Below are 12,341 nucleotides of genomic sequence, written 5' to 3' on the forward strand. Positions count from 1 at the left end.
ATCAGCTGATCTCGCAATATTGCGGTAAAATTCGACATTGCTAAAAGATAAGGGCCTGAATGAGTGATATTCGCCATTCAGGTTTTTCATTTCATGGCCGTGCATGGGACGTTTCTGTGCGTCGCATTGCCATGTTCATATCGCGTTTTGTGCAGATTTTTGCCGACAGGCTGCAAGACGTATCACCGGCGCGGTTCTTTCCTCCCCTTTGTGAACAGCGCCCTGCGATAGACGATTATAAAATGACTGAACACACTTCATTGCCGGATCTGAGCGGCGTTTTTCCTGCTCGTGAAATTAAAATAAAAAAGCACGGGCTAGCGCACCGCTTGCTGTACCCGTTTCTTAGTATCGTCTTCGCCTTTGCGAGTATTGGCGTTGCTTTTGCATGGTTTCCTGGCCTCTACAAAGATCACCTGATTATGAACGATCCGGTCATTTTAGAGGACGCCAACATTATGGATGGTCAGTGCCGGTCAAAAAAAATGACTGTTAACTGCAAAGCTGGCATTGTCTATGACTATGAAGGCGAACGTCGCGTCAAAAAAGTTGAATTCTCATTTGTGAGCTTTTCGAGTGGTGATTACGAAACGGATGTTGTGATGCAGCGTTCCGATCCGGAAAATGTCACGCTGACACTCGCCATTGACGAATTCTGGAACCGTCTGGCTTTTGATCTTGGCCTGTTTGCGATCATGCTCGCGATGGCCATTCTGTTTCTGGTTCGCTTCATCCGTATCACGGGCAGCGCATCGGCGATGAAATCGGCTGCTGCATTGCGCTTTGCCTGGGCGAAAATTACTGCCAGCAAGAAGCACTTGGGCGCAACGAATATCACTTATAATCCGCTTGATCCGGTGCATAAGAAAAAGAACATCGTTTCGCGGTTCTCGAAAAAAGAAGCACCGTTTATGCGTTATGTGGAAGCCGAAGATGAGACCTATGGCATTGTTGCCATACATCCACAGGCATCCCTGCCGGTTCTGCTGGATGAGAAGTTTGAGCGTCTTGAACTGAGTAGCGATGAGCGTGAATCTGCATTAAAGGCAGTGAATGCATAGGTTGCACGCTGATAAAAAGGGCGGATTGCTCCGCCCTTTTTCATTATGCGTCTCATGCAGAGCCGCGATTACATCTTTTCGATGATCTTTGGATCGCCTTCATGTGCACGGCCATTGGCAGCCAGGATTGCAGGCACGATGTCCTCAGCCTGATCAATCACCAGCGGTTTCACCTGATGGGCTGTGTGCAGAAAGCCCTCATTCGTCATATGTTCAAGCAAAGTGAGCATCGGCTGCCAGAAATTGTTGATATTGGCAAAAACCATCGGCTTGCGATGCTTGCCAAGCTGCGCCCATGTCATCATTTCCACGATTTCTTCAACCGTGCCGATGCCGCCGGGGAGGGTGACAAACGCGTCTGACTTCTGAAACATCAGATGCTTGCGCTCGTGCATATCGCCAACAACGATCAGCTCGGTCAGCTCCTGTGCCTTTTCAAGGCTCGCTTCCTTGTCGAGCAGGAAGGTCGGAATAATGCCGGTGACTTCGCCGCCAGCCTTCATCACGCCTTCAGCAACCGCGCCCATAATGCCGCGCGTTCCGCCGCCATAAACAAGGCGTATGCCGTGGTCCGCAAGCGAGCGCCCAAGCGTCAGGCCCGCTTCACGATAGATGGGATTCAGGCCCGTTGAAGAGCCGCAATAAACACAAATGGATCGAATCTGAGACATGATTTCTTGTGCGCCTTTGGCGTTTGAGCGTCAAGCTGTGGCTGGACTTTTAACACGATAGCTATACTTCTGGAGAGGTGAAATTTTGACAGGGAGTCGGATGGCATGAAGAAATGGGTTTTGTTGGCGGGGTTTTCGCTCGCGACATCGGGGGCTATGGCTGGAGAGATTACCATCCCTTTGTCTGATGATGTTGAAGTAACGGAAAACTCCGTTCTTTATAAATGCGGCGATCAAAGCATTTCGGCCACCTATTATAATGCAGGTGAAAACTCTCTTGTGCAGCTCGAAATGGAAGATAATTCAGTTATTGCTGCCAATGTTCTCGCAGGTTCGGGTGCCAAATATGCGGGCGGGGTTTATATCTGGTGGACCAAAGGCGAAACTGCCGATCTCTATAACCTTATGGATGATCCTGATCAGGAAAAACCAATAAGCTGTACAGAAGAATAATATCTGCGGTGGAAAGCGTAGTTCGGCTCCACTTCTTGTGAGGCGTTAAAAAAAGCGGTAAACCCTTTAGTTAACTTACTCATATGGGTTTCATGCCGAAATGCAAAATTATAGATATGGAATTATCGGTATTCTTCTCGTCCTTATTCTAGGCGGGGGCGCGTATTATTGGAACTCGCTGAAAGAGCAAGGCGCTGTACCGGATTCGGATATTGCCGCAAAGGCGCCCGAAACCGGCAGCGCGCAAAAACCTGCGGAAGAGCAGGCCCCTGTTGCTACAGCCGAACCTGAGAAACCGGCGGCAGTTCAGCCACAACAGCCTTCCGGGCCAACAGCGCAAGTTGCAACGCCGGAAACGCCCAACGAGGCAAAAGTACCGGTTTTTGACATCCTGCGTGTCGAATCTGACGGTTCCGTTGTGATTGCAGGACAGGCGGCCGCCAATGCCGATGTTGAAATCCTTTCTGGCTCCAGAGTTGTTGGAACGGCAAAGGCCGGGCCAAATGGCGATTTTGCGATCGTTCTCGATCAGCCGCTCAAACCCGGTGATTATCAGCTTGTGCTGCGCGCTGGCGGATCAGGTGGCACCGTTGCAACCTCTGCACAGACGGCGATCGTTTCTGTACCTGATAACAGCAATGGTCAGGTTCTGGCCCTTGTCGAAGAACCGGGGCAGGCAAGCCGTTTGATCACGAAGCCGGAAGCGCCTGTCGAGCAAAGCGCGTCATCGACGGATGCAGGTGCAGCGCCCTCACAGTCGGTGCCGCAGGCGAAAGCTGACCCCGATGCGCCGCTTGGCATTGAAGCCGTCGAAATTGAAGGCAACAAGGTGTTTGTTGCAGGCAGCGCCAAAGGCTCGCCAGAGGGCAGCCGCGTTGTCGTGAATGCCAATGAGATTCTTCTGGGCTCCAGCTCGATTTCGCCAGAGGGCCGCTTTCTGGTTGAAAGCCAGAAGCCGCTTGCCGTGGGTGATTACATTATCCGCGCCGATCTGCTCAATGCGAACGGGCGGGTGATCGCGACGGCCCGCGTGCCGTTCCGCCGTGAGGCTGGCCAGAATGTTTCGGCTGTTGCACCGGGAACGAGCGGTCAGAATGATGCTGCGCAAGATGCGGCCGGTGGCGCGCCTTTACAAAAGGTGGAAGGCTCGGTGATCATCCGTAAGGGGGATAACCTTTGGACCATTTCCAAACGCACTTACGGCTATGGCACGCGTTATACCACGATTTATCTCGCCAATCGCGACCAGATCCGTAATCCCGACCTGATTTTACCGGGACAGGTTTTTGTCATGCCGCAGCAGCCGCTTGCTGATGATGAAGTGAAGCGCCGCCTGAAGAATTCTTCCGACTGACCAAGAACGGCAAAATCTGTTTTTAAATGCAGCACCCTTTAGAAAAGGGTGCTGCATTACGTTGCTTTTTTGAGTATAATCGTACATCGTCGATCTACGATGAAGATTTCCCTAGAAACGATGACCGCTGTTTTTCCGGGCGTGGATGACGATCTTGCAGCGCGCATTTATGCAGCGCTCGGTCATCCGGTGCGCATTCACATTCTGCGACAGCTTATTCTTGAGGATGCCTGCTGCTGCAAGGACATTGTCGGTCGGCTTGACCTTGCGCAGTCCACCGTGTCGCAGCATCTCAAAGTTCTCGTACAGGCTGGTCTTGTTAACTACCGGCCTGACCGCCAGACCTCCCGCTACAGCGTCAACTGGCAGCAACTGACCCTTATTCGTTCGCACCTTGCAGCTTTTCGAAATGGCTGCTGCGAAAAAACCGTCTGATTTGAAAGATACACCATGAGTTCCCCTAAAACGGTTTCCGCCGATTCCGGCGAAACGCTCAAGACATTGCGAAATCTCTGGCCCTATATGTGGCCAAACGAGCGGCCGGATCTGCGTATGCGCGTGGTTTGGGCAACGTTCTTTCTGGTGATTTCCAAGATCGTACTGATCCTCGTTCCCTATTTTTTCAAATGGGTGACGAATGCGCTGAACGGTCAGCTTGATGCACCGGACTATATTCCAGTTGTCCTCATTGGCGCGGTTATGCTGGTTCTGGCCTATAATGCAGCCAAGATCATACAGGCGGGTCTCAATCAGCTACGCGATGCGCTGTTTGCCAGTGTCGGGCAATATGCTGTGCGCCAGCTTGCCTATAAGACCTTTGTGCATATGCACCAGCTTTCGTTGCGCTTCCACTTGGAGCGGCGCACGGGCGGACTTTCGCGCGTTATTGAGCGCGGCACCAAGGGTATTGAAACGATTGTTCGTTTCACAATCCTCAACACGCTGCCGACTATTCTCGAATTTGCACTGACAGCGGTGATTTTCGCCTACGCCTACGGCTTTTCCTATCTGCTGGTCGTGGCCCTGACTGTGGTTGCCTATACGTGGTTCACGATTAAGGCGAGTGACTGGCGCATCAATATTCGCCGCGAAATGAATAATTCCGATACCGATGCCAACACAAAGGCCATCGATTCGCTGCTCAACTTCGAAACCGTTAAATATTTTGGCAATGAGACCATGGAAGCCAAGCGCTTCGATGCGTCCATGGCGCGTTATGAAGATGCGGCGACAAAGACCTGGACGTCACTTGGCTGGCTGAACTTTGGTCAGGCTGTGATCTTTGGTGTTGGTATGGCGATTGTTATGGTCATGTCGGCACGCGAGGTGCAGGCTGGCACGCAGTCGCTGGGTGACTTTGTCTTCATCAATGCCATGCTGATGCAGCTTTCCATTCCGCTCAATTTCATCGGCTTTATCTATCGCGAGATCCGTCAGGGCCTCACTGATATCGAGCAGATGTTCGACCTTCTCGATGTTCAGCAGGAAGTGCAGGATAAGCCAACTGCTGCGCCACTCCACGTCGATAAGGGTGCAATCCGGTTCAACGATGTGCATTTTGCCTATGATGCCAACCGCCCGATCCTGAAAGGCGTGAGCTTTGAAGTGCCTGCGGGCAAAACGGTGGCGATTGTTGGCCCATCGGGCGCTGGCAAATCCACCATCTCGCGTCTTTTGTTCCGTTTCTATGACGTGCAGTCGGGTTCTGTCACGATTGATGGGCAGGATGTGCGCGACGTGACACAGGAAAGCCTTCGTAAAGTGATCGGCATGGTCCCGCAGGACACTGTGCTGTTCAACGATACGATTGCTTATAACATCCGTTATGGCCGCACTGATGCAACCGACAGCGAAGTGGAAAAGGCGGCTGAAATGGCGCAGATTTCCCAGTTCATCAAACATCTGCCGGAAGGTTATCAGGCGATGGTCGGCGAGCGCGGGCTGAAGCTTTCGGGCGGTGAAAAGCAACGCGTAGCCATTGCCCGCACGATCCTGAAAGCGCCGCCGATCCTGATCCTTGATGAGGCGACATCGGCGCTGGATACTGCGACCGAACAGGAAATTCAGTCGGCACTTGATATTGTCAGCCGGGGCCGCACGACGCTGGTGATCGCACACCGCCTTTCCACTGTGATCAGTGCCGACGAAATCATCGTGCTCAAAGATGGCCTGATTGCCGAACGCGGCACGCATCGCGATCTGCTGATGCAGGATGGTCTCTATGCATCAATGTGGAGCCGCCAGCGCGAAGCGGATGAAGCAGAAGAACGCCTGCGTCAGGTTCGTGAAAGCGATGATATGGGCGTTGTCACACGCGGCGCGCCTGCTGCTGAGTGAGTTGCATTTCGCTTTGCAGAGATCGAAATTTAAGGCATTGTCAGTCCCGGCGGGGGCTGACAATGCAAAAGATTTTTTGGAAAAAGACACTCTGGTGGATATGGAGGGTCTATGAGTTTTTCTGCGTTACGATTGTAACTATCCTCAGCTTGCGCATTTTGTTTTTGCTTTCTGTCTATTTGACCGACAGTTTTATCTTGCCCAATGGCATGATTGTGAAACGTGAATTTTACGGTTCAATACGACAGAGTCAGAGTAACCTCTATGCATCTGACGGTAAAACGCGTCTTGCAACTCGAATTTCAAGCATGTGCTTTAATGACCGCTATATTAAGGTTCGTAGCTCTGGTGGTCTCAAATTGATCGATGGGGAAACGAACAGACTTATTCCGCTTTCTGACCATGAAGCCCGGAGGAAGGTTGATCCCTCGGGACCATTGAACGATGACTGCAATGGTTATTACAAAGACTGGGTGTCTCCAAATTTTCTATATGTGACGAACAGAGATCGCCGTGTGCCACATTGTGATCGACGCAATTTCGATAATCCCAATTTGAAAAATCTTGCATGGTTTGAAAAGCGCCGTTGTCGTTCACGCTGATGAAATGCAACTTTCCAGCCTGATAAAAACAAATTTTTGAATAAGTTATCCCCTTAGGATCTATCGCCTTTAACCTCTCAGGAATTGTAATTTGAGAGGGCTCATGAATACATATTTATCGAAGATCGATAAGAGCAGACAGCGGTTGAATGAATTAAGCCGTCGGGAAGCTTTCAGTCACTGCATCAAACATGGCAGTGTTCCTCGTGTTTGGAACGAAATTATGGATGCTTCACACACCGAAGAAAAGTTCTTCGGTATCTGACGCGTTATCATCAAGCAGTGTCACACAAAGCGAATGTTGGTGCTGAGGAGCAGAGCACCACACATTATATTTGGCGTACAAAGCGTGATGGCCGCGTGCGAAGCGAACATGCGGCCAATGACGGCAAATTATTCTCATGGAATGAACGGCCTGTGACTGGCCATCCCGGTGAAGAGTATAATTGCGATGTATCGCTGAGCCATATGTCGAAGGGGCAACAGAGTATGCAACGCATAATTTTTCATCGAGTCTTGCAGCATCTTATGGTCGCTGGAGTAATTCGGATTTCGTGAAGCATTATTATTATGGGAATGGCCGCCCGGTAACTTTGTTGGAAATAGGCCATTTGCGAGAGATTGCGGAACATTATGCTTATCACGATGGAAAAGAAGGTGCATTTCGTCGGTTGTCGGGACAGATTGCAAGCAAAGCTCGAGAAGACGGGATGGGGGCACTCTGGTATAATTTTTGAATGAAATTATGACTTTAAACCTATTCAATTCTCACATGGAGCAGCCGGCGTATATGGTTATTTTAACGGGGACGTTGAAACGCAAGGTGCCATGTTGCTAATTAGTGGCGAAAGTCAATTCTACTTTACAGATAGGTTCAAGGATCCTTTGGACACCCCAAACTGGTTCGAAGAGGACCTGGAGGTGGGTGGGACGCCATACGAAATTATGGGTGAGTGGACAGCAAATTTCGTTGCACACGTTTTTACAGTCGAGTCGAGAAGCCAGTATTTGCACAAGGAGGGCAAATGATCAGATTTTCGCTGTGGCTGGTGTGGAGCGTGTATAAAATCGCCTGTGTTTTTGTGATCTCGGCTGTGATCCTCTTTGCGCTCTTTATCATTTTCGCGCGCTATACGAATTACTGGCCATAAGGCGTGATAGGATCATGCGGCCTGACAGCCGTGAATAATTTTCGAAATCAATTTGGATTTTGGGCAGGATGAGGTAAAAACGGCCAAACTTAAAGGAAAAGCGATGAGCCTGTCTGATACAATTCGAAACACTTTCGTGCCGATCCATCGTGAAGGCTACCCGTTTATCGCGGCGTTTTTCGTGGTTTCGCTCATTCTGGGCTGGCTGTGGAATCCGTTGTTCTGGATCGGCCTCGTTCTCACCATCTGGTGTATCTATTTCTACCGCGATCCTGAACGTGTAACGCCGATTGCCGATGATCTTGTGATTAGTCCGGCTGATGGCAAGGTTTCTTTTGTCGGCCCGGCTGTGCCACCCGCAGAACTGGAACTCGGTGCAGAGCCGCTGATGCGTATTTCGGTTTTTATGAATGTGTTTTCCGTTCACATCAACCGTGCACCAGTGCGTGGTAAGATCGAGAAGATTTTCCAACGTCCGGGCAAGTTCCTCAATGCTGAACTCGACAAGGCCAGCACCGATAATGAGCGTAATTCCGTTCTTATCGACAGCGCAAACGGTAAAGTCGGCGTTGTGCAGATCGCAGGTCTGGTTGCACGCCGCATCGTTTGCTGGTCGCGTGAAAGCGATAATCTTAGCGTGGGCGAACGTTTTGGCCTGATCCGCTTCGGCTCACGTGTTGACGTCTATCTGCCAGCCGGTGCATCTGTTCGTGTGGCTATTGGCCAGACGGCTGTGGCGGGTGAAACCGTTCTTGCGGAATTTGGCAGTGAACGCGCAGAACCTGTGGTGCGGATCGCCTGAGCTGATGGAAACACCATTCCCACCCTTTGAGCCAAATGGCCGCGTGGATTCTTCGCGCGGCCCCAAACTTTCGCAGATCCCGCTGCGTATTGTTGTTCCGAATGTCATCACGGTTCTTGCCATCTGCGCAGGTTTGACGGGTATTCGTCTGGCGTTTGAACACCGCTTTGAACTTGCCGTGATGATGGTGCTGATTGCGGCATTCCTCGATGGTGTGGATGGCCGCGTTGCACGCATGATGAAAGGCTCGTCTAAGTTCGGTGAGCAGATGGATTCGCTCGCTGATATTGTGAATTTCGGCGTTGCCCCGGCACTTGTTCTCTATGTTTATGTGCTTGATCAGGCGCGCTCTTTCGGCTGGATCGCAGCACTTCTTTATGCGATTGCCTGCTGCCTGCGTCTGGCCCGCTTCAATGTGATGCTGGAGGACCCGAACCGTCCGCCATGGCAGAGCAATTACTTCATCGGTGTGCCTGCGCCTGCGGGTGCTATGCTGGTGTTGCTGCCTGTTTATCTCGGCTTTCTCGGGCTTACGCCAAGCAAGGGGCTGGCTTTTGCCGTTGCGATTTTCACTGTGGCGATTGCCTTCCTGCTGGTCAGCCGATTGCCGGTCTATAATGGCAAATCGGCGGGAAGCCTCATTCGCCGCGATTTCGTTATGCCGTTGATCTTGCTCGTGGTTATCTATGTGGCCTTTCTTATGAGTTTCACATGGCACACGCTGACACTGACGGCATTGGCCTATCTGGCTTTCCTGCCATTCAGCCTCGTTGCGTGGAACAAACGCGAAGCTGCCGACCGCCGTACAGTGCTAGAAAATGAGCCGTCAGCGGAAAGCTGACGGCAAGCTTTGTGCAATGAAATGAACGCGCTCCTGAACCGATGATCTCGGCAGGAGCGCGATTTCATATCCAAGTTTCCTATAGGTGTTTTCCATCGCTTCGAAGGTTTGGGTGGCTTCGGCAAAACTCTGTTTTCGTTCGTTATCTTGTGCGAAAATTTCTTCCCATGGTGGGGCCAAAAACACCGTTCTGTTATATCGAATCATCAGCGCTGCCCGGTGCATGTGTTGCGGAATTGGCAATCCGCAAAGGGTGAGATAGCCAAGAACATCCGGTATACCCCGGTCAAAGAATACTGGCCCTTTTTTCTCGCGCGCGCGATCGTAAGAGCGCATTTCCCATGAAAGCATCAGCTCTGCAAAAAGCACACGGTCAGCCCAAGGCAACGCTTTTCCTCCAATCCTAACCTGATGCTGAATAACCGCGCGGCCAGCTTCGACACTACGGGAAAAACCCTTTTGTTCGAGCGCGTCGATGAGCGTGCTTTTGCCCGAACCTGGGCCGCCGCTTATGATGATAAATTGCTGATACGCGTGTGTCATCGATCCTCCAGTAACGTTGGGAAAACAGGCGGTCGCATGATTGGTTGAGAAAGTTCGCTCTAAAAACAGGGCCGAAAGATGCGGCTGGAGCGGAAAAGAAAAAAAAGAATAATTCCGGCCTTGGTTTTGTGCAAGGCCGGAAACGGTAAATCAGGAAGGCATATGATAATCGAGGAAGCGGTCCTGACGCACATCATAAAGCTTGCCGCTCACATCAAGCTTCGGATCGGCAAGCTTGACGATTTTCTCGGCCACTGATTGCGGGGTCGGCAGCGTTTCGGGATCTTCTCCCGGCATAGCCTTGGCGCGCATGGCGGTACGGGTTGCACCCGGATTGACCGAATTGATGTTCAGCTTCATCTGCTTGGTTTCTTCGGCCCAACTGCGCCCCATCACCTCGACAGCGGCTTTTGAAGCGGCATAAGGCGCCCAGAAAGCACGGCAGGAATGGGCAACACCTGACGAAAGCAGAATCGCGCGTCCTGCATCCGATGCGCGCAGCAGCGGGTCTGTTGTGCGGATCAGGCGCCATACGCTTGTGACATTTACATTCATAACCTGATCGAAAACTTTGGATTCTATATGGCCGATGGGGGAAATCGTGCCGAGAATACCTGCATTGGCGACCAGAATGTCGAGTTTGCCCCAACGCTCATGAATGGAGCCGCCAAGACGATCAATGGCTTCCATATCAGTAATGTCGAGTGGCACCAGCGTTGTGCTGCCGCCGACCTTGCGAATATCATCGTCGAGTTCTTCAAGCCCGCCAACCGTGCGCGCAACCGCAATCACATGTGCGCCACGCTTTGCAAGTTCAAGCGAAAGAAAATAGCCAATACCGCGCGACGCGCCCGTTACCAAAGCCAGTCGGCCAGTAAGGTCGATACTCATTTTACCCCCAGTTTAATGCTAACATATGAAACAGGCGGCCCTTTTAGCCGCCTGCGTGAAGACAATTGATCAGCCGTTTGAGGCGAGCAGTGACAGCGTGTGAACGTTGTCTTCGCCTTCCTGATCAAGGAGACGGGTCGGATATTCACCCGTGAAATAGTGATCTGTAAAGGCAGGGGCCTTTGGATCACGTGCTTCACCACCAACTGCTTTGTACAGTCCGTCAATCGACAGAAACGCCAGCGAATCCGCACCGATATAACGGCACATCGCCTCCAGACTGTCATACTGGTTCGCCAGCAGCTTTTCGCGGTCGGGCGTATCAATCCCGTAGAAATCCGGGTGGAAAATCATCGGGCTTGCGACGCGAATATGAACTTCCTTGGCACCGGCATCGCGGATCATCTGCACGATCTTGACGGAGGTTGTGCCGCGCACGATGGAATCATCCACCAGCACAACGCGCTTGCCTTCAATCATCGCGCGATTGGCCGAATGCTTGAGCTTCACACCAAGGGCACGGATACTCTGTGTTGGTTCGATGAATGTGCGGCCGACATAATGATTGCGAATAATACCATATTCAAACGGAATACCACTGGCCTGCGCAAAGCCAAGCGCCGCAGGCGTTCCTCCATCTGGTACAGGCACCACAACATCGGCTTCGATTGGCGCTTCCTTGGCCAGATTCATGCCCATGTTCTTGCGCGCAACATAAACGCTGCGACCGCCGACAACTGAGTCCGGGCGCGCGAAATAGACATATTCAAATAGGCAGAGGCGTTCTGGTTGCGGGTTTTCCGGCTTGATACAATCGGTGGTGATGGAGCCATCTTTCTGAATTTCACAGATGATGACTTCGCCATTTTCAACGTCGCGGATATATTTCGCGCCGATAATATCAAGCGCACAGGTTTCCGAGCAGAAGATCGGCTTGCCATCGAGTTCACCCATCACCAGCGGGCGGATACCAATAGAATCACGCGCTGCAATCAACTTGGTGCGGGTCAATGCCAGCATCGCATAACCACCCTCAACCTGACGGATCGCATCGACAAAGCGATCACTCGACGAGGCTTGACGTGAGCGTGCAATCATGTGCAGCACGACTTCGGTGTCCGATGTTGCCTGAAAGATAGCGCCTGAAGCAATCAGCTGCTTGCGCAGAGTAATGCCATTGGTGAAATTGCCGTTATGGGCAATCGCGATGCCGCCAACTTCCAGCTCTGCGAAAAGCGGCTGCACATTGCGCAGGATCGTTTCGCCGGTCGTGGAATAACGCACATGGCCAATGGCGCGGTCGCCGGGCAGGCGGTTGAGCGTCGAAGCATCCGTGAAGTGGTCGCCCACCAGACCCATATGCCGTTCCGAATGGAAGCGGCGGTTGTGATAGGAAACGATACCGGCAGCTTCCTGTCCGCGATGCTGCAAAGCATGCAGACCAAGAGCCGTTAGCGCTGCGGCGTCCTCATGGCCAAGAATGCCAAATACACCGCACTCTTCATGCAACGTATCATCGTCCAGCATAAAGGAGTTTTCGTCATGCGATTGTTGGAACATTGTCCGCAAGGCCTTTCGATTGCGGTTACTAAAAGCAACACTTACAGGAAAGAGCGCTATTTTAAAAGCGGTCCC

14 protein-coding genes are annotated in these 12,341 nt (G+C 51.8%); 10 read left to right on the forward strand and 4 right to left on the reverse strand.

Annotated elements, in window-relative coordinates; translation table 11 throughout:
- Positions 1–59: 59 nt before the first annotated feature.
- A complete protein-coding gene (locus tag ABE527_RS03510) occupies positions 60–1,061 on the forward strand; it encodes a hypothetical protein (RefSeq protein WP_499696144.1) in 1,002 nt (333 codons plus the stop codon).
- A 68-nt stretch (positions 1,062–1,129) separates the two neighbouring features.
- Here ABE527_RS03510 and ABE527_RS03515 read toward each other — a convergent pair whose 3' ends face one another.
- Positions 1,130–1,732: an LOG family protein gene (locus ABE527_RS03515; protein ID WP_499696145.1), complete on the reverse strand. Its 603-nt coding sequence runs from the start codon at positions 1,730–1,732 to the stop codon at positions 1,130–1,132.
- 105 nt (positions 1,733–1,837) lie between these two features.
- Here ABE527_RS03515 and ABE527_RS03520 point away from each other — a divergent pair, with 105 nt between their 5' ends.
- From ABE527_RS03520 to pssA, 9 genes are all read left to right on the forward strand, one after another.
- Complete coding sequence (locus tag ABE527_RS03520) at positions 1,838–2,185, forward strand: MliC family protein (protein ID WP_499696146.1); 348 nt, start codon at positions 1,838–1,840, stop codon at positions 2,183–2,185.
- A gap of 100 nt (positions 2,186–2,285) precedes the next feature.
- The gene (locus tag ABE527_RS03525) at positions 2,286–3,539 is read left to right on the forward strand and encodes a LysM peptidoglycan-binding domain-containing protein (RefSeq protein WP_499696147.1); all 1,254 of its coding nucleotides are present in this window, start codon (positions 2,286–2,288) and stop codon (positions 3,537–3,539) included.
- 99 nt (positions 3,540–3,638) lie between these two features.
- Positions 3,639–3,974 carry an ArsR/SmtB family transcription factor gene (locus ABE527_RS03530; protein ID WP_499696148.1) on the forward strand — a complete coding sequence of 112 codons (336 nt, stop codon included), beginning with the start codon at positions 3,639–3,641 and terminating at the stop codon, positions 3,972–3,974.
- Positions 3,975–3,989: 15 nt separating this feature from the next.
- Positions 3,990–5,876 (forward strand): ABCB family ABC transporter ATP-binding protein/permease, encoded by a 1,887-nt coding sequence (locus ABE527_RS03535; RefSeq protein WP_499696149.1) that lies wholly within the window; start codon positions 3,990–3,992, stop codon positions 5,874–5,876.
- Positions 5,877–5,938: 62 nt separating this feature from the next.
- Positions 5,939–6,478, forward strand: a complete 540-nt coding sequence (locus ABE527_RS03540) for a hypothetical protein (RefSeq protein ID WP_499696150.1) — start codon at positions 5,939–5,941, stop codon at positions 6,476–6,478.
- A 210-nt stretch (positions 6,479–6,688) separates the two neighbouring features.
- A complete protein-coding gene (locus ABE527_RS03545) occupies positions 6,689–7,036 on the forward strand; it encodes a phage minor head protein (protein ID WP_499696151.1) in 348 nt (115 codons plus the stop codon).
- A 467-nt stretch (positions 7,037–7,503) separates the two neighbouring features.
- Positions 7,504–7,629 (forward strand): hypothetical protein, encoded by a 126-nt coding sequence (locus ABE527_RS03550; RefSeq protein ID WP_265983084.1) that lies wholly within the window; start codon positions 7,504–7,506, stop codon positions 7,627–7,629.
- Between the two features lie 52 nt (positions 7,630–7,681).
- On the forward strand, positions 7,682–8,431 hold the full coding sequence (locus tag ABE527_RS03555) for a phosphatidylserine decarboxylase (RefSeq protein WP_499696152.1): 750 nt from the start codon (positions 7,682–7,684) through the stop codon (positions 8,429–8,431).
- 4 nt (positions 8,432–8,435) lie between these two features.
- Entirely contained in the window at positions 8,436–9,272 is an 837-nt protein-coding gene (pssA, locus tag ABE527_RS03560) for a CDP-diacylglycerol--serine O-phosphatidyltransferase (protein ID WP_265983848.1), read from the forward strand.
- On the opposite strand, the gene ABE527_RS03565 is transcribed toward pssA, so the two are convergent.
- From ABE527_RS03565 to purF, 3 genes are all read right to left on the reverse strand, one after another.
- The gene (locus ABE527_RS03565) at positions 9,258–9,815 is read right to left on the reverse strand and encodes an AAA family ATPase (protein ID WP_499696153.1); all 558 of its coding nucleotides are present in this window, start codon (positions 9,813–9,815) and stop codon (positions 9,258–9,260) included. The two genes, pssA and ABE527_RS03565, sit on opposite strands and share 15 nt — an antisense overlap.
- 150 nt (positions 9,816–9,965) lie before the next feature.
- Positions 9,966–10,706, reverse strand: coding sequence for an SDR family NAD(P)-dependent oxidoreductase (locus tag ABE527_RS03570; RefSeq protein ID WP_499696154.1), 741 nt, complete (start codon positions 10,704–10,706; stop codon positions 9,966–9,968).
- Positions 10,707–10,775: 69 nt separating this feature from the next.
- Positions 10,776–12,233: an amidophosphoribosyltransferase gene (gene purF, locus ABE527_RS03575; RefSeq protein WP_323054536.1), complete on the reverse strand. Its 1,458-nt coding sequence runs from the start codon at positions 12,231–12,233 to the stop codon at positions 10,776–10,778.
- Between the last annotated feature and the right edge of the window lie 108 nt (positions 12,234–12,341).

Origin of the sequence: Brucella sp. TWI432 (assembly GCF_039674445.1) — a bacterium.
GTDB lineage: Bacteria > Pseudomonadota > Alphaproteobacteria > Rhizobiales > Rhizobiaceae > Brucella > Brucella chromiisoli.

Bases quoted from the DNA above. Each gene is read 5' to 3' on its own strand.
- ABE527_RS03510 (WP_499696144.1), top strand. From the start codon at position 60: ATGAGTGATATTCGCCATTCAGGTTTTTCATTTCATGGCCGTGCATGG.
- ABE527_RS03515 (WP_499696145.1), bottom strand. From the start codon at position 1,732: ATGTCTCAGATTCGATCCATTTGTGTTTATTGCGGCTCTTCAACGGGC.
- ABE527_RS03520 (WP_499696146.1), top strand. From the start codon at position 1,838: ATGAAGAAATGGGTTTTGTTGGCGGGGTTTTCGCTCGCGACATCGGGG.
- ABE527_RS03525 (WP_499696147.1), top strand. From the start codon at position 2,286: ATGCAAAATTATAGATATGGAATTATCGGTATTCTTCTCGTCCTTATT.
- ABE527_RS03530 (WP_499696148.1), top strand. From the start codon at position 3,639: ATGAAGATTTCCCTAGAAACGATGACCGCTGTTTTTCCGGGCGTGGAT.
- ABE527_RS03535 (WP_499696149.1), top strand. From the start codon at position 3,990: ATGAGTTCCCCTAAAACGGTTTCCGCCGATTCCGGCGAAACGCTCAAG.
- ABE527_RS03540 (WP_499696150.1), top strand. From the start codon at position 5,939: ATGCAAAAGATTTTTTGGAAAAAGACACTCTGGTGGATATGGAGGGTC.
- ABE527_RS03550 (WP_265983084.1), top strand. From the start codon at position 7,504: ATGATCAGATTTTCGCTGTGGCTGGTGTGGAGCGTGTATAAAATCGCC.
- pssA (WP_265983848.1), top strand. From the start codon at position 8,436: ATGGAAACACCATTCCCACCCTTTGAGCCAAATGGCCGCGTGGATTCT.
- ABE527_RS03565 (WP_499696153.1), bottom strand. From the start codon at position 9,815: ATGACACACGCGTATCAGCAATTTATCATCATAAGCGGCGGCCCAGGT.
- ABE527_RS03570 (WP_499696154.1), bottom strand. From the start codon at position 10,706: ATGAGTATCGACCTTACTGGCCGACTGGCTTTGGTAACGGGCGCGTCG.
- purF (WP_323054536.1), bottom strand. From the start codon at position 12,233: ATGCTGGACGATGATACGTTGCATGAAGAGTGCGGTGTATTTGGCATT.